Origin of the sequence: Kitasatospora sp. NPDC001261 (assembly GCF_042896795.1) — a bacterium.
In the GTDB taxonomy this organism is placed as follows: Bacteria; Actinomycetota; Actinomycetes; order Streptomycetales; family Streptomycetaceae; genus Kitasatospora.
The window spans coordinates 18,171-41,984 of the sequence record NZ_JBIAXP010000023.1; the positions used below are offsets into that span (position 1 = coordinate 18,171).

Annotated in this window: 22 protein-coding genes; 4 read left to right on the forward strand and 18 right to left on the reverse strand. The window is 71.8% G+C overall.

Features of this window, described 5'->3' with window-relative positions; translation table 11 throughout:
- Window positions 1-269: 269 nt before the first annotated feature.
- The 16 genes from nuoN to ACFY4B_RS28415 form a co-directional block, all read right to left on the reverse strand.
- Entirely contained in the window at window positions 270-1,907 is a 1,638-nt protein-coding gene (gene nuoN / locus ACFY4B_RS28340; RefSeq protein ID WP_049652549.1) for an NADH-quinone oxidoreductase subunit NuoN, read from the reverse strand.
- The gene (locus ACFY4B_RS28345; protein ID WP_074005526.1) at window positions 1,904-3,523 is read right to left on the reverse strand and encodes an NADH-quinone oxidoreductase subunit M; all 1,620 of its coding nucleotides are present in this window, start codon (window positions 3,521-3,523) and stop codon (window positions 1,904-1,906) included. The genes nuoN and ACFY4B_RS28345 overlap by 4 nt, the downstream gene beginning before the upstream one ends.
- A 34-nt stretch (window positions 3,524-3,557) precedes the next feature.
- Window positions 3,558-5,453 (reverse strand): NADH-quinone oxidoreductase subunit L, encoded by a 1,896-nt coding sequence (gene nuoL, locus ACFY4B_RS28350; RefSeq protein WP_049652555.1) that lies wholly within the window; start codon window positions 5,451-5,453, stop codon window positions 3,558-3,560.
- Between the two features lie 14 nt (window positions 5,454-5,467).
- Window positions 5,468-5,767, reverse strand: a complete 300-nt coding sequence (nuoK, locus tag ACFY4B_RS28355; protein WP_049652557.1) for an NADH-quinone oxidoreductase subunit NuoK — start codon at window positions 5,765-5,767, stop codon at window positions 5,468-5,470.
- On the reverse strand, window positions 5,764-6,768 hold the full coding sequence (locus ACFY4B_RS28360; RefSeq protein WP_387972775.1) for an NADH-quinone oxidoreductase subunit J: 1,005 nt from the start codon (window positions 6,766-6,768) through the stop codon (window positions 5,764-5,766). The genes nuoK and ACFY4B_RS28360 overlap by 4 nt, the downstream gene beginning before the upstream one ends.
- Complete coding sequence (gene nuoI / locus ACFY4B_RS28365) at window positions 6,768-7,376, reverse strand: NADH-quinone oxidoreductase subunit NuoI (protein WP_387972607.1); 609 nt, start codon at window positions 7,374-7,376, stop codon at window positions 6,768-6,770. The genes ACFY4B_RS28360 and nuoI overlap by 1 nt, the downstream gene beginning before the upstream one ends.
- A 6-nt stretch (window positions 7,377-7,382) precedes the next feature.
- Entirely contained in the window at window positions 7,383-8,738 is a 1,356-nt protein-coding gene (gene nuoH, locus ACFY4B_RS28370; protein ID WP_117489177.1) for an NADH-quinone oxidoreductase subunit NuoH, read from the reverse strand.
- On the reverse strand, window positions 8,735-11,344 hold the full coding sequence (locus tag ACFY4B_RS28375) for an NADH-quinone oxidoreductase subunit G (protein WP_387972610.1): 2,610 nt from the start codon (window positions 11,342-11,344) through the stop codon (window positions 8,735-8,737). The genes nuoH and ACFY4B_RS28375 overlap by 4 nt, the downstream gene beginning before the upstream one ends.
- Window positions 11,341-12,702, reverse strand: a complete 1,362-nt coding sequence (gene nuoF, locus ACFY4B_RS28380) for an NADH-quinone oxidoreductase subunit NuoF (protein ID WP_049651165.1) — start codon at window positions 12,700-12,702, stop codon at window positions 11,341-11,343. Before nuoF ends, ACFY4B_RS28375 begins: the two co-directional genes overlap by 4 nt.
- Complete coding sequence (gene nuoE, locus ACFY4B_RS28385; protein WP_387972778.1) at window positions 12,702-13,541, reverse strand: NADH-quinone oxidoreductase subunit NuoE; 840 nt, start codon at window positions 13,539-13,541, stop codon at window positions 12,702-12,704. Before nuoE ends, nuoF begins: the two co-directional genes overlap by 1 nt.
- Before the next feature lie 17 nt (window positions 13,542-13,558).
- The gene (locus tag ACFY4B_RS28390; protein WP_049651167.1) at window positions 13,559-14,899 is read right to left on the reverse strand and encodes an NADH-quinone oxidoreductase subunit D; all 1,341 of its coding nucleotides are present in this window, start codon (window positions 14,897-14,899) and stop codon (window positions 13,559-13,561) included.
- The gene (locus ACFY4B_RS28395) at window positions 14,899-15,612 is read right to left on the reverse strand and encodes an NADH-quinone oxidoreductase subunit C (protein ID WP_074005521.1); all 714 of its coding nucleotides are present in this window, start codon (window positions 15,610-15,612) and stop codon (window positions 14,899-14,901) included. Before ACFY4B_RS28395 ends, ACFY4B_RS28390 begins: the two co-directional genes overlap by 1 nt.
- Window positions 15,609-16,163: an NADH-quinone oxidoreductase subunit B family protein gene (locus ACFY4B_RS28400; RefSeq protein WP_074005520.1), complete on the reverse strand. Its 555-nt coding sequence runs from the start codon at window positions 16,161-16,163 to the stop codon at window positions 15,609-15,611. Before ACFY4B_RS28400 ends, ACFY4B_RS28395 begins: the two co-directional genes overlap by 4 nt.
- 127 nt (window positions 16,164-16,290) lie before the next feature.
- Window positions 16,291-16,650 (reverse strand): NADH-quinone oxidoreductase subunit A, encoded by a 360-nt coding sequence (locus ACFY4B_RS28405; RefSeq protein ID WP_030060100.1) that lies wholly within the window; start codon window positions 16,648-16,650, stop codon window positions 16,291-16,293.
- Window positions 16,651-17,185: 535 nt separating this feature from the next.
- On the reverse strand, window positions 17,186-17,896 hold the full coding sequence (locus tag ACFY4B_RS28410; RefSeq protein ID WP_387972614.1) for a response regulator: 711 nt from the start codon (window positions 17,894-17,896) through the stop codon (window positions 17,186-17,188).
- 41 nt (window positions 17,897-17,937) lie between these two features.
- Entirely contained in the window at window positions 17,938-19,017 is a 1,080-nt protein-coding gene (locus tag ACFY4B_RS28415) for a sensor histidine kinase (protein WP_387972617.1), read from the reverse strand.
- Window positions 19,018-19,214: 197 nt separating this feature from the next.
- Here ACFY4B_RS28415 and ACFY4B_RS28420 point away from each other — a divergent pair, with 197 nt between their 5' ends.
- Window positions 19,215-19,790 carry a hypothetical protein gene (locus ACFY4B_RS28420; protein ID WP_387972620.1) on the forward strand — a complete coding sequence of 192 codons (576 nt, stop codon included), beginning with the start codon at window positions 19,215-19,217 and terminating at the stop codon, window positions 19,788-19,790.
- Window positions 19,791-19,803: 13 nt separating this feature from the next.
- Here ACFY4B_RS28420 and ACFY4B_RS28425 read toward each other — a convergent pair whose 3' ends face one another.
- Complete coding sequence (locus tag ACFY4B_RS28425; RefSeq protein WP_387972623.1) at window positions 19,804-20,820, reverse strand: DMT family transporter; 1,017 nt, start codon at window positions 20,818-20,820, stop codon at window positions 19,804-19,806.
- A 176-nt stretch (window positions 20,821-20,996) separates the two neighbouring features.
- Window positions 20,997-21,662, reverse strand: a complete 666-nt coding sequence (locus tag ACFY4B_RS28430; RefSeq protein ID WP_387972625.1) for a CatB-related O-acetyltransferase — start codon at window positions 21,660-21,662, stop codon at window positions 20,997-20,999.
- Between the two features lie 94 nt (window positions 21,663-21,756).
- Here ACFY4B_RS28430 and ACFY4B_RS28435 point away from each other — a divergent pair, with 94 nt between their 5' ends.
- The 3 genes from ACFY4B_RS28435 (at window position 21,757) to ACFY4B_RS28445 (ending at window position 23,661) form a co-directional block, all read left to right on the forward strand.
- Window positions 21,757-22,407 (forward strand): TetR/AcrR family transcriptional regulator, encoded by a 651-nt coding sequence (locus tag ACFY4B_RS28435; RefSeq protein WP_387972627.1) that lies wholly within the window; start codon window positions 21,757-21,759, stop codon window positions 22,405-22,407.
- An 84-nt stretch (window positions 22,408-22,491) separates the two neighbouring features.
- On the forward strand, window positions 22,492-23,196 hold the full coding sequence (locus ACFY4B_RS28440; RefSeq protein WP_387972630.1) for a peptidylprolyl isomerase: 705 nt from the start codon (window positions 22,492-22,494) through the stop codon (window positions 23,194-23,196).
- 108 nt (window positions 23,197-23,304) lie between these two features.
- Complete coding sequence (locus ACFY4B_RS28445; protein WP_074005516.1) at window positions 23,305-23,661, forward strand: MazG-like family protein; 357 nt, start codon at window positions 23,305-23,307, stop codon at window positions 23,659-23,661.
- The last annotated feature ends 153 nt before the right edge of the window (window positions 23,662-23,814 follow it).

Genomic DNA, 23,814 nt, shown 5'->3' on the forward strand with positions numbered 1-23,814 from the left:
CTGAGTGCCGCCGCTGGCCATACAGGCAGGGTATCCGGTCGCGAGTGGATCACTGCACGGGCGTGCGGATCCTGTCATGATCGGGCTTGATGCCCTGGTCAGGGCGGCTGCGCGGGCCGGACGGCGGTGGGGGGCGAATTCGGCTGGTAATAAAGGTGGGAGAGCCCCCGGAACTCCCCCGGCCCCGGTACCCGACACAGACCCGTCCGGGCCGCGCGGGCTGAGCGCGGCCCGGACGGGGCCCTGGTCGGAGGCGGTGGACGTAAAGGTCAGCGCACGAACAGCGAGGCCTTGGAGGCGAGGTCGAGGAAGTACTGCGGCAGCAGTCCGAGACCCAGCGTGACCAGCACCCCCACCCCGATCGCGGTCGCCGTGAAGGCGCTCGGCACCGCCACCGTGGGGCCCCCCGGCTGGGGGTCCGAGAAGAACATCAGCACGATGACCCGGATGTAGAAGAACGCGGCCACCGCCGAGCTCAGCACACCGACCACCACCAGCGGGGTCGCCCCACCGCTGGCCGCGGCCTGGAACACCGCGAACTTCCCGGTGAACCCTGAGGTCAGCGGAATCCCGGCGAAGGCCAGCAGGAACAGCGCGAACACCGCCGCCACCAGCGGCGAGCGCCGCCCGAGGCCGGCCCAGCTGGACAGGTGGGTCGCCTCGCCCTTGGAGTCGCGTACCAGCGTCACCACCGCGAACGCGCCGAGCGTCACGAAGGAGTACGCCAGCAGGTAGAACAGCACCGAGGAGATGCCCTGCTTGTTGACGGCGATCACGCCGGTCAGGATGAACCCCGCGTGCGCGATCGAGGAGTACGCCAGCAGGCGCTTGACGTCCTGCTGGGTCACCGCGAGCACCGCGCCCACCACCATGGTGAGGATCGCGACGCCCCACATCACCGGCCGCCAGTCCAGCCGCAGGCCCGGGAAGGCCACGTAGAACAGCCGCAGGAAGGCCCCGAAGGCCGCGACCTTGGTGGCCGCCGCCATGAAGCCGGTCACCGGGGTCGGCGCGCCCTGGTAGACGTCCGGGGTCCAGGAGTGGAAGGGCACCGCGGCGACCTTGAACAGCAGGCCGACCGCCAGCATCGCCAGGCCGGTCAGCACCAGCGCGTCGCTCTGGGTGGTGCTCAGCTGCGCGGGGGTGGTCATCGCCTTGCCGGAGATGACGTCCCCGATGTCGCCGAGCTTCACGCTGCCCGCGTAGCCGTACAGCAGCGCGGTGCCGAACAGGAAGAACGCCGAGGCGAAGGCGCCGAGCAGGAAGTACTTGACCGCCGCCTCCTGGGAGAGCAGCCGGCGGCGCCGGGCCAGCGCGCACAGCAGGTACAGCGGCAGCGAGAAGACCTCCAGCGCCACGAACATGGTCAGCAGGTCGTTGGCGGCGGGGAACAGCAGCATGCCGCCGACCGCGAACATGGTGAGCGGGAAGACCTCGCTGGTGGCGAAGCCGGCCCGGACCGCGGCCCGCTCCTGCTCGCCGCCGGGGGTCGCGGCGGCCTGGGCGGCGAAGGCGTCGGCGGGCAGACCGCCGGCCTTGGGCTCCAGCCTCCGCTCGGCGTAGGTGAGCACCGCGACCACGGAGGCCAGCAGGATCACGCCCTGGAGGAACAGCGCCGGGCCGTCCATCGCGACGGACTCCATGGCCAGCAGGTCGATCCGGGTGAAGCCGTGGCTCTGCACGGCCAGCACCACCACGGCGACGAAGGCGCCGACCAGCCCGGCCAGGGCGAGCGTCACCTGGGTCCAGTGCCGGTACCGGCGGGGCACGAAGGCCTCCACCAGGACGCCGGCCACGGCGGCCGCGAACACCACGAGCATCGGGGAGAGCTGGCCGTACTCGATGTGCGGCGCCGGGATGCTGGGGGTGTTGCCGCCGGCGGCGGCGAGCACTGCGGTGGCACTCACTTCTGCTCACCTCCTGAGGTGGCGGCGACCGGGTGGGCCGGCGCCGGGTCGGTCTGGTGGACCTGCGAGAGCGTCGCGTTCACCGAGGGGTTGACCAGGTCGGTGAGCGGCTTCGGGTAGACGCCGAGCAGGATGGTCAGCGCCACCAGCGGGCCGACCACGGCGAGTTCGCGGGCCTTGAGGTCGGGCATCGTGCGCACCCCGTCCTTCACCGGGCCGGTCATGGTGCGCTGGTACAGCAGCAGGGCGTACAGCGCGGCCAGCACGATGCCGAAGGTGGCCACGATCCCGATCGCCGGGTAGCGGGTGAAGGTGCCCACCAGGACCAGGAACTCGCTGACGAACGGGGCCAGCCCGGGCAGCGACAGGGTGGCCAGGCTGCCGATCAGGAACGTCCCGGCCAGCACCGGGGCGACCTTCTGCACGCCGCCGTAGTCGGCGATCAGCCGCGAGCCGCGACGGGAGATCAGGAAGCCGGCCACCAGCATCCACGCCGCCGTGGACAGGCCGTGGTTCACCATGTAGAGGGTCGCGCCGCTCTGGCCCTGGCTGGTCAGGGCGAAGACGCCCATGATGATGAAGCCGAAGTGCGAGATCGAGGCGTACGCCACCAGCCGCTTGATGTCCTTCTGGCCGATCGCCAGCAGCGCGCCGTAGACGATCCCGATCAGCGCGAGGACCAGGATCGCCGGGGCGAAGGTCTTCGAGGCGTTCGGGAACAGCCCGAGGCAGAAGCGCAGCATCGCGAAGGTGCCGACCTTGTCCACCACCGCGGTGATCAGCACCGCGGTGCCGGCGGTGGACTCGCCCATCGCGTTCGGCAGCCAGGTGTGCAGCGGCCAGAGCGGGGCCTTCACCGCGAAGGCGAAGAAGAAGCCCAGGAACAGCGCCTTCTCGGCGGTGCCGGTCAGCTGGAGCCGGCCGTCGGCGATCGCCGAGGTCAGCGTCGGCAGGTCGAAGGTGCCGAAGCCCTGGTCCTGCGCCGTCACGTACAGGCCGATCACGGCGGCCAGCATCACCAGGCCGCCGAGCAGGTTGTAGAGCAGGAACTTCACGGCCGCGTAGGAGCGCTGACGCGCCGACTCGGGGCCGCCCGCCCGGTCGCCGAAGCCGCCGATCAGGAAGTACATCGGGATCAGCATGGCTTCGAAGAACACGTAGAACACGAAGACGTCGGTGGCGTAGAAGGAGACGACCACCATCGCCTCCACCGCCAGGATCAGGGCGAAGAAGGCCTGGGTGCGGCGCTTGTTCTCGAAGGTGCCGTCCGGCCCGGCCGGCGCCGGGTCGGCGTCGTGCCAGGAGGCGAGGATCACCAGCGGCACGAGCACGGCGGTGAGCAGGGCGAGCACCGCGCCGATGCCGTCCACGCCGAGCGAGAAGGTGATGCCGAAGGAGCGGATCCAGCTGTACGACTCGTTCAACTGGAAGCGGGCGCCGTGCGGGTCGAACCGGGCCGCCACCACGGCGGCCAGCACCAGGGTGACGGCCGAGGCGCCCAGCGCGACGGCCTTGGTGGTCCTGCGCCGGCTCTCGGAGGACCCGGCGGGCAGCGCGGCCGTCAGCACCGCACCGGCCGCCGGGACGGCGCAGGTGGCGGTCAACAGAAAGCTCATGGCCTGGCCCCCCAACGGATATCAGGACGAGTCATCACGTGGACCTCATCAGGAGAGTCATGGCGACCAGCACCAGCGTGCCGCCGAACATGGAGAGCGCGTACGAGCGGACGTAGCCGTTCTGGACCCGCCGCAGCCGGCCGGAGAGCCCGCCGATCCCGGCGGCCAGGCCGTTGACCACGCCGTCCAGGCCGCGGCTGTCGAAGAAGACCAGCGCCGCGGCGAGCGCCGAGCCCGGCCGCACCAGCACCGCGTGGTTGAAGTCGTCCTGCAGCAGGTCGCGGCGGGCGGCCCGGGTGAGCGGGGAGCCGACCGGCGGCACCACCGGGACCGGCGAGCGCCCGTACACCAGGTACGCCAGGCCGACGCCGGCCAGCATGCAGGCCGTGGTCAGCAGGGTGACGGTCAGCGGGGCGAGCGGGGAGTTGCCCTCCTCGTGCCCGGTGACCGGCTCCAGCCACTTCAGGAAGGAGTCGTTGAAGGCGAACAGCCCGCCCGCGAAGACCGAGCCGAAGGCCAGCAGGACCATCGGGACGGTCATCGTCCGCGGCGACTCGTGCGGGTGCGGGGCGTTGCCCTCCGCGTCCGGCTGCCAGCGCTTCTCGCCGAAGAAGGTCAGCACCATGACCCTGGTCATGTAGAACGCGGTGACCGCCGCGCCGACCAGCGCGCACCCCCCGAGGATCCAGCCCTCGGTGCCGCCCTTGGCGAAGGCCGCCTCGATGATCTTGTCCTTGGAGAAGAAGCCGGACAGGCCCGGGAAGCCGATGATCGCCAGGTAGCCGAGGCCGAAGGTGACGAAGGTGACCGGCATGTACTTCCGCAGGCCGCCGTAGTGACGCATGTTCACCTCGTCGTTCATGCCGTGCATGACCGACCCGGCGCCGAGGAACAGCCCGGCCTTGAAGAAGCCGTGGGTCACCAGGTGCATGATCGCGAAGGCGTAGCCGATCGGGCCGAGCCCGGCCGCCAGCACCATGTAGCCGATCTGCGACATCGTCGAGCCGGCCAGCGCCTTCTTGATGTCGTCCTTGGCGCAACCGACGATCGCACCGAACAGCAGCGTGACCGCGCCGACCACCACCACGGCGGTCTGCGCGTCCGGCGCCAGGTCGAAGACCGCCGAGGAGCGGGTGATCAGGTAGACGCCCGCGGTCACCATGGTGGCCGCGTGGATCAGCGCCGACACCGGGGTCGGGCCCTCCATCGCGTCCCCGAGCCAGGACTGCAGCGGCACCTGCGCCGACTTGCCGCAGGCCGCCAGCAGCAGCATCAGGCCGATCGCCGTCAGCTTGCCCTCGCTCGCCTGGTGGGCACCGCCGAAGACCGGGTCGAAGGCGAAGGAGCCGAACTCGGCGAACATCAGCATGATCGCGATGGACAGGCCCATGTCGCCGACCCGGTTGACGATGAAGGCCTTCTTCGCCGCCGTCGCCGCACTCGGCTTGTGCTGCCAGAAGCCGATCAGGAGGTACGAGGCCAGGCCCACGCCCTCCCAGCCGAAGTACAGCAGCAGGTAGTTGTCCGCGACCACCAGCAGCAGCATGGCGGCCAGGAACAGGTTCAGGTACGCGAAGAAGCGGCGCCGGCGCTCGTCGTGCGCCATGTAGCCGACCGAGTAGAGGTGGATCAGCGTGCCGACACCGGTGATCAGCAGGACGAAGGTCATCGACAGCTGGTCGAGCCGGAAGGAGATATCGGCCTGGAAGCCGTTCACCGGGATCCAGCTGAACAGGTGCCGGGTGACCGCCCGGTGCTCGGCGTCACGGCCGAGCATGTCCGAGAACAGGGCCAGGCCGAAGCCGAACGAGAGCGCCGCGAGCGCGGTGGCCAGCCAGTGGCCGAAGCGGTCCAGCGCCCGGCCGCCGAGCAGCAGCAGGGCGGCGCCCGCCAGTGGAGCCGCCACCAGCAGCGGAATGAGAGATTTCACCGAGGGCCCTCCGCCTACAGCTTCATCAGGTTGCTGTCGTCGACCGAAGCGGAGTGCCTGGTCCGGAAGATGGAGACGATGATGGCGAGGCCGACCACGACCTCGGCCGCCGCGACCACCATCGTGAAGAACGCGATGATCTGGCCGTCCAAGGTCCCGTGCAGCCGGGAGAAGGTCACCAGGGCGAGGTTCGAGGCGTTCAGCATCAGCTCCACGCACATGAACAGCACGATCGCGTTGCGTCGGACCAGCACCCCGGCCGCTCCGATGGTGAACAACAGGGCCGACAGGTAGAGGTAGTTGACCGGGTTCACTCCGCGCCCTCCTCGTCGGCCGGGTGCTTCACGTTGTTCGCCGGCACCGGCCCGCCGTTCGCCGGCCCGTTCGCCGACCCCTTCGCCGTCACCGCCCCGCCGTTCGCCGGCAGCGGGGCGCCGTTGGCCGGCAGCGGGGCGCCGTTGGCCGGCACCGGCTCCAGCGACTTGCGCGGGGCCTTCACGGCCGGCCGCTCCGAGGACGGACGGCCCAGCCAGTCCGCCGTGCTGTTCTCCAGCTCCGCCATCCGCCGCAGCATCGCCTGGCTGACGTCCCGGACCTGGCCGCGCTCGCGCAGCGTCGCCATCACCGAGTCCTCGGCGATCGTGCCGTCCGGCAGCAGCCCCGGCACGTCCACCGCGTTGTGCCGGGCGTACACGCCCGGCGCCGGCAGCGGCGGCAGCTGGATGTTGTCCACGACCCGCTGCGCGGCCAGCTCGCGCTGCGTCTTCGGCGCCTTCACGTGCTCCCGGTGGGTCAGCACCATCGCGCCGATCGCCGCGGTGATCAGCAGCGCGCCGGTGACCTCGAAGGCCCACACGTAGCGGGTGAAGATCAGCCGGGCCAGGCCCGGCACGTTGCCCTCGGCGTTCGCCTCGGACAGCCCGGTGAAGTGGTCCAGCTTCGCGTTGGCGATCCCGGCGATCAGCAGCACGCCGAAGCCCAGCCCGCACAGCGCCGCGGCGAACCGCTGGCCCTTCAGCTGCTCCTTCAGCGAGTCCTCACCGGTGACGCCGACCAGCATCACCACGAACAGGAACAGCATCATGATCGCGCCGGTGTAGACCACGATCTGCACCACGCCCAGGAACACCGCGCCCTGGGCCATGTAACAGACCGCCAGCGCCATCATGGTGGCCGCCAGGCAGAGCGCGCTGTGCACGGCCTTGCGCATCAGCACCATGCCGAGCGCGCCGCCGACCGCGATCACCGCGAGCACCCAGAACTGGACGGCCTCGCCCGTCGAGGTCGTCCCGGTCGCCTCCGCCAGCCGCGCGATCACTGCTGCACCTCCTTGTCCCGCTCGGTGCGCTCCTGCTGGACCGTCCCCGGCGCCGCCGAGGTGACCTCGCCCCGGTAGTACGCGCCCTCGTCGGTGCCCGGGAAGATCGCGTGCGGGGTGTCGACCATGCCCTCGGACAGGCCCACCAGCAGCTGCTCCTTGGTGAAGATGAGGTCCCGCCGGGAGGAGTCGGCCAGCTCGTACTCGTTGGTCATGGTCAGCGCCCTGGTCGGGCAGGCCTCGATGCACAGCCCGCACAGGATGCAGCGGGCGTAGTTGATCTGGTACACCGCGCCGTAGCGCTCACCCGGGGAGTAGCGCTCCTCGTCCCGGTTGTCCGCGCCCTCCACGTAGATCGCGTCGGCCGGGCAGGCCCACGCGCACAGCTCGCAGCCGACGCACTTCTCCAGGCCGTCCGGGTGCCGGTTCAGCTGGTGGCGGCCGTGGAAGCGCGGAGCGGTGGGCTTCTTCTGCTCCGGGTACTGCTCGGTGAGCCGCTTCTTGAACATGGCCTTGAAGGTCACGCCGAAGCCGGCGGCCGGGCCGAGGATCGACGGACGGTCGCCCCGTTCGGCGTGGCCCGTTCGATCGGACTGGTCGGACATCTCGGTTCAGCTCCCTTCGGAATGGTCGGCCCCGTTGAGGGCGTCCTGGAGTTGCTTCGGGGCACGGCTGCGGCGGCGCGGCACCGGCGGGAGCACCTGGCCGGGCAGCGGCGGGACGGGGTAGCCGCCCGCCATCGGGTCGAACTCCCCCCCGTCCTTCGGCCGGGCCGGGCCCGCGCCTGGCGGGGCCTCCCCGGGCTCCGGCTGCTTCCTCAGGAAGTCCCGCAGCAGCGCCAGCAGCAGCACCGCCCCGACCGGGGCGCCCACGTACAGCACCACCTGGCCGAAGCCGTAACCCTCGTTGCGCAGCGCCCGCACGCTCGCGATCAGCACCAGCCACACCAGCGAGACCGGGATCAGCACCTTCCAGCCCAGCTTCATGAACTGGTCGTAGCGGAGCCGGGGCAGCGTGCCGCGCAGCCAGATGAAGAAGAACAGCAGCAGCTGGATCTTCAGCGTGATCCACAGCATCGGCCACCAGCCGTGGTTGGCGCCCTCCCAGAAGGTCGTCACCGGCCACGGGGCCCGCCAGCCGCCCAGGAAGAGGGTCGAGGCCACCGCCGAGACCGTCACCATGTTCACGTACTCGGCCAGCATGAACATCGCGAACTTCAGCGAGGAGTACTCGGTGTTGAAGCCGCCGACCAGCTCGCCCTCGGCCTCCGGCAGGTCGAACGGCGCCCGGTTGGTCTCGCCGACCATCGCGATGATGTAGACGATGAACGACACCGGCAGCAGCGCCGCGAACCAGGTCGGCTGCTGGTGCGCCACGATCTCCGAGGTCGACATCGAGCCCGAGTAGATGAACACCGCAGCGAAGGACAGGCCCATCGCGATCTCGTAGCTGATCATCTGCGCGGACGAGCGCAGCCCGCCCAGCAGCGGGTACGTCGAACCCGAGGACCAGCCGGCCAGCACGATGCCGTAGATGCCCACCGAGGCCGTCGCCAGGACGTACAGCAGCGCGACCGGGAAGTCCGTCAGCTGGAGCGGCGTACGGGTGCCGAAGATCGACACCTCGTTGCCGGCCGGACCGAACGGGATCACCGCGAAGGCCATGAACGCGGGGATGGCGCAGACGATCGGGGCCAGGATGTAGACCACCTTGTCCGAGCCCTTGACCACCAGGTCTTCCTTCAGCGCCAGCTTCACGCCGTCCGCCAGCGACTGCAGCAGGCCCCACGGGCCGTGCCGGTTGGGCCCGATGCGCAGCTGCATCCAGGCCACCACCTTGCGCTCCCAGACGATCGCGATCAGCACCGTCAGGACCAGGAAGGCGAAGCAGAACACCGCCTTCAGCAGCACCAGCCACCACGGGTCCTGCCCGAAGAAGTGGAGCGTCTCGTACGGCTGCGACGTCATCGGTCCTCCCCTGTGCCGTCGCCGGCGGTCTCGTCCGCGGCCCCGGGTTCGGAGCCGGCCCCGGGTGCGGGTCCGACTTCGGGTCCGGGTCCGACTTCGGGTCCGGGTCCGACTTCGGGTCCGGGTCCGACTTCGGGCTCGGGTTCGGGCTCGGGTTCCGACTCGGCCGCGGCGATCGTGACCAGGTGGCCGACGGTGGTGCCGAGCGCGCGGTGGGCGCCGCCCGGCGTGGAGTCGAGCGGGACCCAGACCGTGCGGTCCGGGATCGAGTCGGTGACCTCCAGCGGCAGGGTCAGCGATCCGGCCGGACCGGTCAGCCGCAGCTCCTCGGCCGCCTCGGCGCCGATCTCCTTGGCCGTCTCCGCCGAGATCCGGGCCACCGCCCGGTGCCGGGTGCCCGCCAGGTGCGGGTCCCCCTGCTGCAGCACGCCGTTGTCCAGCAGCAGGCGCCAACCCGCCAGCACCGCCTGGCCGGTGGCCGGTCGGGGCAGCAGGCCCGGGTGCGCCGCCGGGTCGGCCGTGCGGTCGCCCTCCCAGGGGGCGAAGCGGTCCAGCTCCAGCCGGGCCGCCCGGACGTCCGGCAGGCCCAGCCGGTGGCCCAGCGCGTCGGCCAGCATGCCCAGCACCCGCAGGTCCGGCTGGAGGTGACGGCCCATCTGCTGGTCCGGCTTGAGCGCCGACTCGAACATCCGCACCCGGCCCTCCCAGTCCAGGAAGGTGCCGGCCTTCTCCGCCACCGCCGCCACCGGCAGCACCACGTCGGCCCGCGCCGTCACCGCCGAGGGCCGCAGCTCCAGCGACACCAGGAACGGCACCGTCGCCAGCGCCTCGTCCGCCAGCGCCGGATCCGGCAGGTCGTCCGGGTCCACGCCGCCGACCAGCAGCGCGTCCAACTCGCCCGCCACGGCCGCCGCCAGGATCCCGTCGGTGTCCCGGCCCGGCCGGGACGGCGGCTCGGCGCCGCCCCACACCGCCGCCGCCTCCGCCCGGGCCGCCGGAACGGCCACCGGACGCCCGCCGGGCAGCAGGCCCGGCAGCACGCCCGCCTCGACGGCCCCGCGCTCACCGGCCCGGCGCGGCACCCAGGCGAGCCTCGCGCCCGTCGCGTGCGCCAGCCGCAGCACCGCCGTCAGCCCGCCCGGGACGGCGGCCAGCCGCTCGCCCGCCAGGATCACCGCGCCCGGGGTGCGCAGCAGTTCGGCCGCCCGGCCCGCGTCGTCGTTCAGCGGCTCGTCCGCCGCCAGCGCCGCGAACCACTCCGGCTCGGTGCCGGGGGCGGCCGGCAGCAGCGCCCCGCGCAGCTTCGCCAGGCCCCGGGAGCCGAACGCGGCCACCGAGAACACCTTCAGGCCCGTCGCCCGGGTCGCCTTGCGCAGCCGCAGGAAGACGATCGGCGACTCCTCCTCCGGCTCGAAGCCCGCCAGCAGCACCGCCGGAGCCCGGTCGAGGTCCTCGTACGACACCCCGGTGCCGTCCACGTCGACGCCCCGCCCGGCCACCGCCGCGGCCAGGAAGTCCGCCTCCTCGCCGCTGTGCGGGCGGGCCCGGAAGTCCACGTCGTTGGTGCCCAGCACCACCCGCGCGAACTTCCCGTACGCGTAGGCGTCCTCGACCGTCACCCGGCCGCCGGCCAGCACCCCCGTCCGGACCCCGCGCAGCCCCTCGGCCGCCCGGGCCAGCGCCTCCGGCCAGGAGGCCGGCACCAGCTCGCCGTCCACCCGCACCAGCGGGGTGGTCAGCCGGTCGCGCTGCTGGGCGTAGCGGAAGGCGAAGCGGCCCTTGTCGCAGTTCCACTCCTCGTTCACCGCCGGGTCCTCGCCCGCCAGCCGGCGCAGCACCTTGCCGCGCCGGTGGTCGGTGCGCTGCGCGCAGCCCGAGGCGCAGTGCTCGCACACGCTCGGCGAGGAGACCAGGTCGAAGGGGCGCGAGCGGAACCGGTACGCCGCCGAGGTGAGCGCGCCCACCGGGCAGATCTGGATGGTGTTCCCGGAGAAGTACGACTCGAAGTCGTCGCCCTCGCCGGTGCCGACCTGCTGCAGCGCCCCGCGCTCCACCAGGTCGATGAACGGGTCCCCGGCGATCTGCTGCGAGAAGCGGGTGCAGCGCGCGCACAGCACGCAGCGCTCGCGGTCCAGCAGCACCTGGCTGCTGATCGGCACCGGCTTCTCGTAGGTGCGCTTCATCCCCTCGAAGCGGGAGTCGGCGGCGCCGCTGCTCATCGCCTGGTTCTGCAGCGGGCACTCACCGCCCTTGTCGCAGACCGGGCAGTCCAGCGGGTGGTTGATCAGCAGCAGCTCCATCACGCCGCGCTGGGCCTTCTCGGCCACCGGCGAGCTGAGCTGGGTGCGCACCACCATGCCCTCGGCCACCGGGATGGTGCAGGAGGCGACCGGCTTGCGCTGGCCCTCGACCTCGACGATGCACTGGCGGCAGGCGCCGGCCGGGTCGAGCAGCGGGTGGTCGCAGAAGCGCGGGATCTGGGTGCCGATGGTCTCGGCGGCCCTGATCACCAACGTTCCCTTGGGGACCCGCACTTCGACGCCGTCGATGGTGAGCGTGACCAGTTCGACCGCTGTCTCGGAGGCCGTTGGCTCTGTGATCGTCACGCGTGCACCTCCCTTTCGGTGGCGGACTGGTGGCCGGGGCGGGGGCCGTCGGCCCAGACGGTGGAGGCGGCCGGGTCGAACGGGCAGCGGCGCTCGGCCAGGTGCTGCTCGTACTCGGCCCGGAAGTGCTGGAGCGAGGAGACGATCGGACTGGCCGCGCCGTCGCCCAGGGCGCAGAAGGACTTGCCGTTGATGTTGTCGGCGATGTCGAGGAGCTTCTCCAGGTCCCCGTCGACGCCCTGGCCCGCCTCGATCCGCTTGAGCAGCTGGACCAGCCAGTAGGTGCCCTCGCGGCAGGGGGTGCACTTGCCGCAGGACTCGTGGGCGTAGAACTCCGTCCAGCGGGTGACGGCCCGCACCACGCAGGTGGTCTCGTCGAAGACCTGGAGCGCCTTGGTGCCGAGCATCGAGCCGGCCGCCCCGACGCCCTCGTAGTCCAGCGGGACGTCGAGGTGCTCGTCGGTGAACATCGGGGTGGAGGAGCCGCCCGGGGTCCAGAACTTCAGCCGGTGCCCGGCGCGGACGCCGCCGCTGAGGTCGAGCAGCTGGCGCAGCGTGACGCCGAGCGGGGCCTCGTACTGGCCGGGGTTGGTGACGTGGCCGGAGAGCGAGTAGAGCGTGAAGCCGGGGGACTTCTCGGTGCCCAGGGCCTTGAACCACTCCTTGCCGCGGGACAGGATCGGCGGCACCGAGGCGATCGACTCGACGTTGTTGACCACCGTCGGGCAGGCGTACAGGCCGGCGATGGCCGGGAACGGGGGCCGCAGCCTGGGCTGGCCGCGGCGGCCCTCCAGCGAGTCCAGCAGCGCCGTCTCCTCGCCGCAGATGTAGGCGCCGGCGCCGGCGTGCACGGTGATGTCCAGGTCGACGCCCGAGCCGAGGATGTTCCGGCCCAGCAGCCCCGCCCCGTACGCCTCGGCGACGGCCGCGTGCAGCCGGCGCAGCACCGGGACGACCTCGCCGCGCAGGTAGATGAAGGCGTGGTCGCAGCGGATCGCGTAGGAGGCGATGATCATGCCCTCGATCAGCGCGTGCGGGTTGGCGAACAGCAGCGGGATGTCCTTGCAGGTGCCCGGCTCGGACTCGTCCGCGTTGACCACCAGGTAGTGCGGCTTGCCGTCGTTCTGCGGGATGAACTGCCACTTCATCCCGGTGGGGAAGCCGGCGCCGCCGCGGCCGCGCAGGCCGGAGTCCTTGACCAGGGCGATCACGTCGTCCGGCGGCATGGCGAGGGCCGCCTTGAGGCCCTCGTAGCCGTGGTGGCGGCGGTAGGTGTCGAGCGTCCAGGGACGGCTGTCGTCCCAGGAGTCGGACAGGACCGGGGTGAGCAGCTTCTCGGCCGGCTCGGCGGAGGTCATCACGCTTCGCTCCCTTCCTGGCCGTTGCCCGCCTGGGTGTTGCCCGTTTGGCCGTTGGCCGCCTGGCCGTTGCCTGCCTGGCCGTTGGCCTCGGGGCGGGGTGCATCGGGGCGGGGTGCGTCGGAGCGCGGGGATTCGGGGCGCGGGGCGACCACCTTGGTGCCGGGGGCGCCGGGCAGCGCCTCGCCGCGGGCCAGCCGCAGGCCGGCCAGGGAGGGCGCGCCGCCGGCGCCGGACTCGTCGTTGGCCCCCGGGCGCTCGTCGGGGAAGCCGGCCAGGATCCGGGAGGTCTCCTTGAAGCCGCACAGCCGGGCACCGCGGGTGGGGCGGACCTCGCGGCCGGCCCGCAGGTCGTCGACCAACTGCCGCGCGCTGTCCGGGGTCTGGTTGTCGAAGAACTCCCAGTTGACCATCACCACGGGCGCGTAGTCGCAGGCCGCGTTGCACTCGATGTGCTCGATCGAGACCTCGCCGTCCTCGGTGGTCTCGTTGTTGCGGACGCCCAGGTGCTCCTGGAGCTCGGCGAAGATCTGGTCGCCGCCGAGCACCGCGCACAGGGTGTTGGTGCAGACCCCGACGTGGTACTTCCCGGCCGGGCGGCGCCGGTACATGGTGTAGAAGGTCGCGACCGCGGTGACCTCGGCGGTGGTGAGGTCCAGCTGTTCGGCGCAGAAGCGGATCCCGGTCGGGCTGACGAAGCCCTCCTCCGCCTGCACCAGGTGCAGCAGCGGCAGCAGCGCCGAGCGGGCCTGCGGGTAGCGGGCGATCAGCTCGGCTGCGTCGGCGGCCAGCCGGGCACGCACCTCCTCGGGGTACGGTGCGGCCGGCAGTGCCGGCAGTCCGAGTTCGACGTTGGTCACCGGTCCACGCCTCCCATCACCGGGTCGATCCCGGCCACCGCGACGATCACGTCGGCCACCTGGCCGCCCTCGCACATCGCCGCCATCGTCTGCAGATTGGTGAACGACGGGTCCCGGAAGTGGACCCGGTACGGACGCGTCCCGCCGTCGCTGACCACGTGCACGCCCAGCTCGCCCTTGGGCGACTCGACCGCCGCGTACGCCTGGCCGACCGGGACCCGGAAGCCCTCGGTGACCAGCTTGAAGTGGTGGATCAGGGCCTCCATCGAGGTGCCCATGATCTTGCGGATGTGGTCGAGGGAGTTGCCCATCCCGTCCGGGCCGACGGCCAGTTGGGCCGGCCAGGCGATCTTCTTGTCGGCCACCATGACCGGGCCGGGCCGCAGCCGGTCCAGGCACTGCTCGACGATCCGCAGCGACTGCTTCATCTCCTCCAGGCGGATCAGGAAGCGGCCGTAGGAGTCGGCGCTCTCCGCGATCGCGACCTCGAAGTCGTAGTCCTGGTAACCGCAGTACGGGTCGGTCTTGCGCAGGTCGTGCGGCAGGCCGGTGGCGCGCAGGATCGGACCGGTGGCGCCGAGGGCCAGGCAGCCGGGCAGGTCCAGGAAGCCGACGTCGACCAGGCGGGCCTTGAACACCGGGTTGCCGGTGGCGAGTTTGTCGTACTCGTGCATCCGGGAGCGGAAGACCTTGACCGCCTCGCGGATCTGGTCGACCGCGCCGGGCGGCAGGTCCTGGGCGAGGCCGCCGGGGCGCACGTACGCGTGGTTCATGCGCAGGCCGGTGACCAGCTCGAAGACGTCCAGGATCAGTTCGCGGTCCCGGAAGCCGTAGATCATCAGGGTGGTGGAACCGATCTCCATGCCGCCGGTGGCCAGGCAGACCAGGTGCGAGGCGATCCGGTTGAGCTCCATCATCATCACCCGGATGACGTTGGCGCGGTCCGGGACGTCGCCGGTGATGCCGAGCAGCTTCTCGACCGCCAGGCAGTAGGCCGTCTCGTTGAACAGCGGGGTCAGGTAGTCCATGCGGGTCACGAAGGTGGTGCCCTGGACCCAGCTGCGGAACTCCATGTTCTTCTCGATGCCGGTGTGGAGGTAGCCGATGCCGCAGCGGGCCTCCTTCACCGTCTCGCCGTCGATCTCCAGGATCAGCCGCAGCACGCCGTGGGTGGACGGGTGCTGGGGGCCCATGTTGACGATGATGCGCTCGTCGTCGGCCCGGCCGACCGCCTCGACCACCTCGCCCCAGTCGCCGCCGGTGACGGTGAAGACCCGGCCCTCGGTGGTCTCGCGGGCGTCGGCTTCCTCGGTCTCTCCATAGTGCTGGGTGTTCATCAGCTGTACGACCTCCGCTGGTCGGGAGCCGGGATCTGGGCGCCCTTGTACTCGACGGGGATGCCGCCGAGCGGGTAGTCCTTGCGCTGCGGGTGGCCCAGCCAGTCGTCCGGCATCATGATCCGGGTGAGCGCCGGGTGGCCCTCGAAGACCAGGCCGAAGAAGTCGTAGGCCTCGCGCTCGTGCCAGTCGTTGGTCGGGTAGACGCTCACCACGGAGGGGACGCGCGGATCGGCGTCGGGCGCGGTGACCTCCAGCCGGATCAGCCTGCCGTGGGTGATCGAGCGCAGGTGGTAGACCGCGTGCAGCTCGCGGCCCTTGTCGCCGGGGTAGTGCACGCCGCTCACCCCCAGGCAGAGCTCGAAGCGCAGCGCCGGGTCGTCGCGCAGGATCCGGGCGGTCCTCAGCAGGTGGTCGCGCTCGATGTGGAAGGTGATCTCGCCGCGGTCGACCACCGTCCTCTCGATCACCTCGACCGGGTCCAGGCCCTGCTCCTCCAGGGCGCCCTCCAGCTCGTCGGCGACCTCGTCGAACCAGCCGCCGTACGGGCGTTCACTCGGACCGGGCAGCACGATCGGGGCGGCCAGACCGCCGAAGCCGGAGGTGTCGCCACTGCCCTCGGCACCGAACATGCCCTGGCGGCGGCCGACCACCTCGACCGGGATCTCGCGGACCGGCTGCTCGCGGCGGGTCTCGGGTACCTGCTCGTTCATCGCAGCTGCCCCCGCATCTCGCTGATCGGGGTGGCCTTGAGGGCGAGCGCCTCGCCGAGCTCCTCGGCCCGGCGCCTGTTCACGCCCAGCGGCTCGTGCTGGATCTTGTCGTGCAGCTTCAGGATGGCGTCCATCAGCATCTCCGGACGGGGCGGACAACCGGGCAGGTAGATGTCCACCGGGACGATGTGGTCGACGCCCTGGACGATCGCGTAGTTGTTGAACATCCCGCCGGACGAAGCGCAGACACCCATCGAGATGACCCACTTGGGGTTGGGCATCTGGTCGTACACCTGGCGCAGCACCGGGGCCATCTTCTGACTCACCCGGCCCGCCACGATCATCAGATCGGCCTGCCGGGGGGAGCCCCGGAAGACCTCCATGCCGAACCGGGCCAGGTCGTAGCGGCCCGCCCCGGTGGTCATCATCTCGATCGCGCAGCAGGCCAGACCGAAGGTGGCCGGGAAGAGTGACGCCTTGCGCACCCAGCCGGCGGCCGTCTCCACGGTCGTGAGCAGAAAGCCGCTCGGCAGCTTCTCCTCGATTCCCATCAGATCCCTCTCAATGCCCTCAAGTCCTCTGATACGTGGGCCGGTTCTGGCTTGTCCGCTCGTTCACAAGCGGGTGCTCAGCCGGCGGACGGGTGGGCCACCACCCCGCGCTCTGACCACCCCGCGCTCAGTCCCACTCCAGACCGCCGCGCCGCCACACGTAGGCGTACGCGACGAAGACGGTGGCGATGAACAGGAGCATCTCGACCAGCCCGAAGATCCCCAGGGCGTCGAAGGTCACCGCCCAGGGGTAGAGGAAGACGATCTCGATGTCGAAGACGATGAAGAGCATCGCCGTCAGGTAGTACTTGATCGGGAACCGACCGCCGCCCACGGGCTGCGGGGTCGGCTCGATGCCGCACTCGTACGCCTCCAACTTGGCCCGGTTGTAGCGCTTGGGGCCGGTGAGTGAGGCCATCACGACGGAGCCGACCGCGAACGCCGCCGCGATGGCACCGAGTACGAGGATCGGCGCGTAGGCATTCATAGCCCCCGCTCCCTCCGTCCAGTCGTCCTTGACTGCAGATCGGAACCGGCAGGTCACACTGAGGTGAACCCGCGTTCCGGTTCCCGAGATCCACCTCATGTGAGGCAGTTCACAAAGCCTGGAACGAGCGCATCTTATGCCCGTCGGCTTGTGATCTGCGACACGCAGTTCAACGCCATCTTTGTGATCTACGACACCCTGTAAATGGGGTCGAATGTGAGCATGCCCAGATTTGTCGACGCAAAGCAGTCAAACGATCACAAGCGGTCGCATTTACTTGTGAAGTGGCAGGTCAGGGGCGTGTTCCTATATCAACTATGCGTCGTAGGGAGCAAATTTTCAGACGTCATGTTGACGTGTTATAGCGGCTCACTCGCAGGGGTGGCGGGGCCCGAACGCTCGCTTGACCCTTCGTTCACAAGCGCGCGAGCCTGCCGTCGGGCGGGGTTCCCTTCCCCCTCTCCCGCGCGCCCGCCGTCCCGCTCCGACGGTGCCCGCCGGGGCCGCGGGCCCTCGTGCTCCGGGGCGGGGCCCGCTACTGGCGGCCGGCCGTCTGCTCCCAGACCCAGGCCGCGATGCCCACCCGGTTGCGGGCGCCGATCTTGCGCTGGACGTTGGCGAGGTGGTTCTTCACCGTCCCCGGTGAGATGAACAGCCCTGCGCCGATCTCGGCGTTGGTCGCACCGTCTGCCACCAGCTCGGCGATCTCCCTTTCTCTCGTGGTCAGTTCCTCCGTCGGCCCGGCTGTCGGCTGCGAAGCCGCCGTGGCCGCCTTCGTGCCCGGCCCCGACCTCAGCGCCGGCTTCGACTCCGCGCCCGGGAGTGCCATGTGCCGCAGCAGCCGGACGGTGACCTGCGGGCTGATCAACGCGTCCCCGGCCATCGCCGCCCGGACCGCCTCGATCAGCAGCACCGGCCCCGAGCGCTTCAGCAGGAACCCGGCCGCTCCGTGCCGCAGCGCCGTGTGCACGTACTCGTCCAGGTCGAAGGTGGTCACCACGATCACCTTGCACTGGTCGGTCAACTGGCGTGTGACCTCCAGGCCGTCGAGCTTCGGCATCCGGATGTCCGCGAGCACCACGTCCGGCCGCAGCCTCCGTGCCTCCGCCACCGCCGCGGCGCCGTCCGCCGCCTCCGCAACCACCACCATGTCCGGCTGGACGTCCAGGATCATCCGGAACGCGCTGCGGACATCCGCCTGGTCGTCCGCGATCAGGATCCGAACCGGCCCTGTGCCACTGCCCATGTCCCGCACCTCTCCCCGTTGCCGACCTTCGTCGGCTCCTATCACGCCGGCCCCGTGCCGGCCTCCTCCAGCGGCAGCACCGCCGTCACCCGCCAGGCCTCCCGCTCGTACGGACCGGCTTCCAGCGAACCGCCGAGGGCCTCCACCCGGGCCGCCAACCCCGGCAGTCCGCTGCCGCCGCCCCGGCGCGGCCGCCCCGCCGGGCCCGGTGCCCGACCGTCGTTGGTCACGGTCAGCTCCAGCCGTCCACCGCTGCGGCGGGCCCGGATCTCGACCGCCCGCGCGGCCGGAGCGTGCCGCCGGACATTGGTCAGGGACTCGACCACGATCCGGTGGACGGTGCCCTCCACCTCGCGCGGCACCGGCTCCTCCGGCAGCTCCAGGCGGACGTTCACGCCGCCCGTCGCGGTGAACCGCTCGGCCACCTCGGCGAGTTCGGCGAGTCCGGGCTGCGGACCGCGGCCGCCCTGCTCCTCGCTGCGCAGCAGCTGTACCGTCCGGTCCAGCGAGGCCAGCGCCCGCTGCCCGGCCTGCTCTATTCGCTGGAACATCTCGGCCGCGCCGGCCGGATCGATCCCCGCCAGATAGGCCCCCGCCTGGGCCTGGGCGACCATGCCGCTGACATCGTGCGCCACGAAGTCGTGAAGGTCGTGGGCCAGTTCGAGCCGCTGCGCCCGCCTGGCCTCGGCCACCGCCTCGCGGCGCCCCTCGTCCAGGCCCCGCAGGTAGAGCCCGACCAGGACGGCCGGCAGGGAGAGCATCGATCCGAACCCGAAGAGCGTGAGCGTGTCCGCGGGCCCCTCGACGAACGCGAACCGGGACGGCCAGAGGGCGACCGCTCCGCAGGCCGTCCAGGCCGCCGCCGCGCACCGCGGGCCGTCCTCGGCGCGCAGGCTGACGACCACCGACAGCAGCAGGACGGCCAGCTCGACCAGGCCCGCCAGCCCGGCCCACCGCTGCCCCTCCGTCCAGCGGCCGAGGAGCCAGACGGCGACCGTGACCACGACCGACGCCGCCCCGAGCGCCATGGTGACGGCCGCCGCCCCGTACCGCCCCCGCGCCACCCAGGCCGGCGGCACCAGGACCAGGACGATCCCGGACAGGATCTGAGTCATCGTCATCACCCCTTCTCGACCCTTCGACTGCCGTCACACTACGACGCCGCCCGGGCGGCGCGCCTGTGCCGATCGGCATATTTCAAAGGCCGGTTGAGCAGGAGGAACAGCCCGATCGGCATCTGCCGCGAACCCCTGGCGGGCCTCCAGTCTTGAGTCATCGCACCGGCCACGGAGGCCGGAGCCGAAGGGAGTCCACCACCATGTCGAAGCTCGTGATCACCGCCCGCGGCACCGCCCACCGGGCCGCGGCGGCGGCCCCGAACGTCCCGCCCGCCCCGCGCTGGGCCCGGCTCGCCGCCGGGGCCGCAGTCCTCAGCACCATCCCCTCGGGGCTGTGGCGGATCGCCTTCGGCTTCGGCGTCCCGGTCGGCTTCTCCGGCGCGACGGCCGCGGCGTACGGCGCGCACCAGCCGGGCTGGGGCACGGTCTACTGCGTGGCGCTGAGCGCCCTGGCGGAGGCGCTGGCCTTCCTGACCCTGGGCCTGGTCCGGCCCTGGGGGCTGGTGGCGCCCCGGTGGATCCCCCTGATAGGCGGCCGTCGGGTCCGGCCGCTCGCCGCGATCGTCCCGGCGCTGCTGGGCTCGGCGGTCCTCACCTACGTCGGCACGGCCGCACTGCTCGGCGGCTGGGCGCACAACCTGGCCGAGCCGGATTCCCCGCACGGCTTCGCCGCCGTGGTGATGACGCTCGCCTACCTGCCCCTGGTCGCCTGGGGCCCGCTGCTCGGCGCGGTCGCCCTCGACTACGCCCGCCGGACGCTGCGGCCGCGCCGGTGACGAGGACGACGGGTCACACCGCGGCCGGCTCCGCGCCCGGCCCCACCGCGTCGGCCCCGCTCTCGTCCTCGCCCCCGGCCGGGCGCGGCGCCGGGGCGGGGGCGACAGCCGGGGCGGGGGCGGGTACGGGGGCGGTGCGCCGGCCCCACTCGGTCGCGACCAGCACCAGGGCTCCGCCGAGCAGGGCGAGCGGTCCCATGCAGTTCCCGGCCACGGTGATGCCGAAGACGGCGGCCCAGAGCGGCTCGGTCCCGAGCAGCAGGCTCACCCGCGAGGGCGACGTGGCCCGCACGGCCCACATCTGGACGAAGAAGGCGAACAGGGTGCAGAACAAGGACAGGTGCAGCAGCCAGCCCCACTGGCCGGCCCCGTACGAACGCGCGACCGTCCACGGCGCGGGTCCGACCAGGAACGCGACGGCGGCGAACACGCCGGTGGCCACCGCGAGTTGGACCCAGGTGACGGCGAGCACGTCGATGTCGCGGACGGCCCGGGTGCGAGCCATCGCGAGGACGTACGCCGAGCGGACGAGGGCGGCGCCCAGCACCAGCAGGTCACCGAGTGCCGGAGGGCGCAGCCCGCCGTCCCCGGTGAGCAGGGCGACGCCGAGGACGGCCAGCCCGGCGGCGGCGAGGAAGGCCTTCGGCGGCGCGGTCCGGGCGAGGGCGCTCTCGCCGAGCGGCGTGAGCACCATCGCGAGGCTGATGATCAGCCCGGCATTGGTCGCGGAGGTGTGCACGGCTCCGTAGGTCTCCAGCAGGAAGATCCCGCTGAGCACCAGCCCCAGTGCGGCGCCGCCGAGCCACTCGGCGCGGCTCAGCCTCCGCAGGGCACGCCAGGCGACCAGCCCGAGCAGCGGCAGCACCAGGCCGAACCGCAGCACCAGCATCGCCACGACCGTCCCGGGCTCGGCCACCCGCTGGACGGCGAGGAAGCTCGATCCCCACACCACGGCCACGAGCAGGACCGGAAGATCGCGAAGGACCGACGAGGACGAACCCTCGGACGGGTCGGACAAGGAGGCTGGCATGCGAAAGATCCCTCCGAACGAACGGAACCGGCGGGCGCGAGTACCGTACGGCGTCGGACGGACCCAGGAGCCGGGCGGAAGGCCCGGCAGTGGACGGGGCGGTGCGCGGAGCAAGGGGGCGCCATCTTCGCGCACCGGGCCCCCGATGATCAATGCCCTCCACGGGCACGGTTGGGTCAGGCGGAGAACAGACCGTTCGCCGCGGCGATCGCCTCGATGTCGGCCGGGGTGCCGGACATGATGGCGCGGACGTGCTCGGTGACCAGCTCCACCGGCCAGTCCCACCAGGCCGCACGGAGCAGACGCTCGATGTCGGCGTCGTCGAAGCGGCGGCGGATCGGGCGGGCCGGATTGCCGCCGACGACGGTATAGGGCTCGACGTCGGCGGTGACCATCGCCCCGGCCGCGATGATCGCACCGTCGCCGATCCGGACGCCGGGCAGGACGGTGGCCCCGTGGCCGAACCAGACGTCGTTGCCGACCACGGTGTCACCCCGGCTGGGCAGGCCCGTGACGATGTCGAGGGTCCGCTCGGTCCAGCTGCCGCCGAACATCGTGAAGGGGAAGGTGGAGACGCCGACGGTCGGGTGGGCGGCGCCGGCCATCAGGAAGCGGGTGCCGGTGGCGATCGCGCAGTACCTGCCGATCACCAGCCGCTCGGGGCCGTACGCGTAGAGGACGTTGCGCTCCTCGAAGCGGGTGGCACCGTCGGGGTCGTCGAAGTAGGTGTACTCGCCGACCTCGATTCGCGGGTCGGTGACGAGCGGGCGCAGCAGGACGACCCGGTCGTGGCCGGCGAGCGGGTGGAGGGCGGTGGGGTCGGGAACGGCAGTGGCAGGCACGCGGGCTCCTCTCGTAATGCGACGTGAGTCGCATTACAATGAGCATGGCACGGCCGCCACCCCACAGCAAGCCTTAATGCGACTGGAGTCGACTTTGACTGGAGCAACCCACCCCGCACCGGAGCCCCGCACCCCCACCCCGCGCCCGGGCGGCCGCAGCACCCGGGTCCGGGCCGAGGTGGTCGCCGCCACGCTCGCCGAGGTCGCCGAAAAGGGGTACGACGGGCTCACCGTCGAGGCGGTCGCCGCCCGCTCCGGCGTCCACAAGGCGACCCTCTACCGGCGCTGGGGCGGAGTGGACGGCCTCGTCGCCGACGCCCTGACCGCCTCCGCCGACCAGCCCTGGCCCCTGCCCGACACCGGCGACCTCCGGCAGGACCTCCGCCGGATCACCCAGGAGGTGTTCAGCGTCTTCACCGATCCGGAGCTCGGCCCCACGCCCACCGCGCTGATCTCCGCGGCCCAGCGCTCGGACACCGGCGCGGCCGCCCTGCGCGCCTTCTTCGCGGCGCGCCACCGCCAGGCCGCCGAGGTGGCCGAAAGGGCCGTCGCCCGGGGCGAGCTGCCCGCCGGGACGGACGGCGCCGAGGTGGTCCGGGCCGCCACCGCGCCGCTCTACTACCGCCTCTTCGTCTCCGGCGAGCCACTGGACGCCCGCACCGCCGAGCGGGCCGCCGACGCCGCGGCCATGGCCGCCCGCGCGGGACTCTTCACACCCACCACGACCACCCCGGAGCAGAACTGACAAACCATCACACTGTCGCCGCCCGGGGAGCCACGGCCGCCCCAACCCCTACCGCATCCCCATCCGGCCGTGGATGATGCACCCATGACAACACCGCCGTCCACCACCCCCCGGAAGGCCCGTCACGTGAAGCGCAAGCACTGGGCGCTGGTCGCCGCCACCGTCCTCCCGCTCGTGGCGAGCACCGGCACCGCCATCGCGGACACCCCCGCGGCCGCGACCCCCGCTACCGGCTGCGCCTACACACCGGCCGTCCCGGCCGACAACTTCAAGGGCATCCCGGTGTTCGACGCCAAGAAGGCGGCGAAGCCCTACCGCGCGACACTGCGGACCAGCCAGGGCCAGATCAGCTTCGAGGCCCTGACCGACAAGGCGCCCTGCACCACCTTCTCGTTCCGGTTCCTCGCCGAGCACGACTACTTCGACCGCAGTCACTGCCACCGCCTCACCACCCAGCGGATCTACGTCCTCCAGTGCGGCGACCCGACCGGCACGGGCAGCGGCGGTCCCGGCTACTCGTTCCCGGACGAGAACCTGACCGGCGCCACCTACCCGGCCGGCACCGTGGCCATGGCCAACGCCGGCCCGAACACCAACGGCAGCCAGTTCTTCTTCGTCTGGAAGGACACCAAGCTCTCCCCCGCCTACACCCCCTTCGGCCGGATCACCGGCGGTCTGGACGTGCTCCAGAAGATCGCCGCCGGCGGCGAGGACGACCAGAACAACCCGGGCGACGGCTTCCCCAACCTCCCGGTGAACATCCGCAACGTGAAGATCAGCGCCCGCTGAGGCTGCTCGTCCCCGGCGGGCCGGACAGCCCCGGCCCGCTCCCGCCCGCCCCCGCTCCCGTACGGTGGCAGCACCAACGACACCGCGTGGGAGCAGGAGCAACGCCGCATGGACAGCCGGATCTGGGAGAGCGTCGACGACCTGGTCGCACGGCTGGACGAGCAGAGCACGCAGTCGCCCCAGGAGGAGCGACTGCTGCGGATCCTCAAGCTCTCCGAGGAGGTCGGCGAGGTCGGTGCCGCGGTGATCGGCGCCACCGGCCAGAACCCGCGCAAGGGGGTCACCCACACCTGGGAGGACGTCCAGCACGAGCTCTGCGACGTCGTCTTCACCGCCCTCGTCGCCCTGAGGACCCTCACCCCCGACGCGGCCCGGATCTTCGACGAGCGTCTCGCCTACGTCGAGCAGCGCTCCGCCGCCTCCCGCCGGGCGCCGGAGGCACCCCGGGCGGCCGAACAGCCGTAGGGCCGGCGGGGACGGACATCCCCACCGGCCCCAACACCCGGTCCGCGCCAGGCGTTCGGCGTCCGGCCCTTCGGCGTCAGCCGCCAGGCATCAGGCGCCAAGCATCAGGCGCCAGAGACCAGCCGTCAGGCACCAGCTGTCAGGCACCAGGCG